The organism is Methylobacterium nigriterrae, from assembly GCF_037106235.1.
Classification (GTDB): Bacteria; Pseudomonadota; Alphaproteobacteria; order Rhizobiales; family Beijerinckiaceae; genus Methylobacterium; species Methylobacterium nigriterrae.
This window is the reverse complement of record NZ_JBAWTG010000334.1, coordinates 1-1,798: the sequence shown is the minus strand read 5'-3', so window position 1 is coordinate 1,798 and position 1,798 is coordinate 1. Positions and strand designations below refer to the sequence as shown.

At 67.6% G+C, this 1,798-nt stretch carries 3 protein-coding genes; 2 read left to right on the top strand and 1 reads right to left on the bottom strand.

Annotated elements, in window-relative coordinates:
- On the bottom strand, positions 1-239 hold a 239-nt coding region (locus tag WDW90_RS36800; protein WP_336492672.1), incomplete at its 3' end, for an MFS transporter.
- A 258-nt stretch (positions 240-497) separates the two neighbouring features.
- Here WDW90_RS36800 and WDW90_RS36795 point away from each other — a divergent pair.
- Both WDW90_RS36795 and WDW90_RS36790 read left to right on the top strand, forming a co-directional pair.
- Entirely contained in the window at positions 498-1,337 is an 840-nt protein-coding gene (locus WDW90_RS36795; RefSeq protein WP_336492671.1) for a LysR substrate-binding domain-containing protein, read from the top strand.
- A gap of 164 nt (positions 1,338-1,501) precedes the next feature.
- On the top strand, positions 1,502-1,633 hold the full coding sequence (locus WDW90_RS36790; protein ID WP_336492670.1) for a hypothetical protein: 132 nt from the start codon (positions 1,502-1,504) through the stop codon (positions 1,631-1,633).
- Positions 1,634-1,798: the final 165 nt, after the last annotated feature.

Genomic DNA, 1,798 nt, shown 5'->3' with positions numbered 1-1,798 from the left:
AGGGTCATCCGCGGGCCGAGCCGATCGCCGAGCCAGCCGCCCGCGATCTGGAAGAAGGCGTAAGGATAGGCGAAGGCCGAGAAGGCGAGGCCGAGCTCGGTGTTCGAGAGGCCGAGCTCTTTCTGCATGGCCGGGGCGGCGGTGCCGATATTCACGCGGTCGATGTAGGTGATCAAATACATCAGGCAGATGATCAGCAGAACCCGATCGGTTGCCTTGAAACGACTGAGCCGAAGCATGCTGCCCTCCTGGTCGGGATCGCCGTGGGGGCTGCTGCAGGGCACACAGGCTCGTGCAGCAGGGGCCACCCTCGACGTTGTTGAGCGTTCCTCGTCGTCCCGGCCATCGGCTATAGCGGGTCTTCGTGCCCGCAGATTCGGCGTACCGATGGCCTTAGAACTGGATGCTAGCTCTTGCCGGACTGAGTGAAAAATTTATTGTTTGCATCGTGGGCATTCAGGAAATTGATCGAGATGATTCCGGATCTTGAGATTTGCTTGCTCCGGACCTTCGTCGCCGTGAACGAGACCGGCAGCATAACGTCGGCCGGCCGGCAGATCGGGCGTACCCAGCCGGCCGTCACGCACCAGATCCACCGCCTCGAGAAGGCGCTCGGCAAGCCGCTCTTCGCGGGAGACCGCCGGCACCTCAACCTGACGCCCGACGGCGAGATCCTGCTGGGCTATGCCCGGACCCTCCTGAACCTCAACGACGAGATCCGCGAGCGCTTCCGCGCGCCCGACATCGCCGGCCATGTCCGCCTCGGCGTGCCCGACCTCTACGCCGCCTTCCTGCTGCCGGCTGTGCTCGGGCGCTTCTCGCGGGCCTATCCGCAGATCGAGATCGAGCTGCGCTGCTCGCGCAGCGTCCATCTCCACGCCGCCCTGCAACGGGACGAGGTCGACGTCGCGGTGATGACGCGCCAGCCGGAGTTCGGCGCCGCGACGGTCGTCCGGGAGGAGCCGCTGATCTGGGTCGCGGCCCGCGACTATCCCGTATCGACGCAGGGGACGCTTCCCCTGGCGCTGCTGCCGGCCGGCAGCATCTACCGGCAGCACGCGCTCGACGCGCTCGGCCATGTCGGCCGGTCCTGGACCATCACGGCGGTCAGCGACAGCATCGCGGGGCTGCAGGCCGCAGTCTATGCCGGCCTCGCGGTCTCGATCTTCCCGCTCTGCGCGCTCAATCAGAACATGCGCCGACTCGGCCGGGCGGACGGCTTGCCCGATCTCCCGGCGATGGAGATCGTGCTGCAGCGCAAACCGAGCGGGGTCGGCCCGGCGGCCGAGCATCTGGCGCAGTACGTGGAGGGGGAGCTGAGGAACGCCGAGCGCTGACGATGCTGCACGACAGCGAATGCGCCCGTGTTCCATTTGCGGCGCACACTCCACGCTTAACGAAGCGGCTCAGTGCAAGTTCAAGTCGTCCGAGGGCGAGCTCAGCCGGCAGCGCGACGCCCTCCCCTTCGCCGCGTTCTACCTGCTCGCGAGCGCTGCGGCAGGTGACGCAGCCGGCGCGCCCGGCCTCGGCCGGCGTGAGTGTCGGGACCGTCCTGGCCGGGCTGACGTGGCACATGCTGCAGGTCGCCCGCAACGAGCAGAGCGCGAGCCTCCTCTTCTATCCCGGGAACTGACGGCCCAGGCCGGCCGGACGCGCGGACGCGTCCGGCGCCCACCGCTACACGGCGGCCTGTTGCGGCCGCATATCGGACCGATTGATCCCTGCAACGCTCACCGGCTTCTTCATCGCGTCCCGCCTGAAGGGCTCGCCGAGCTCCTGGTTCAGGACGACCTCGATG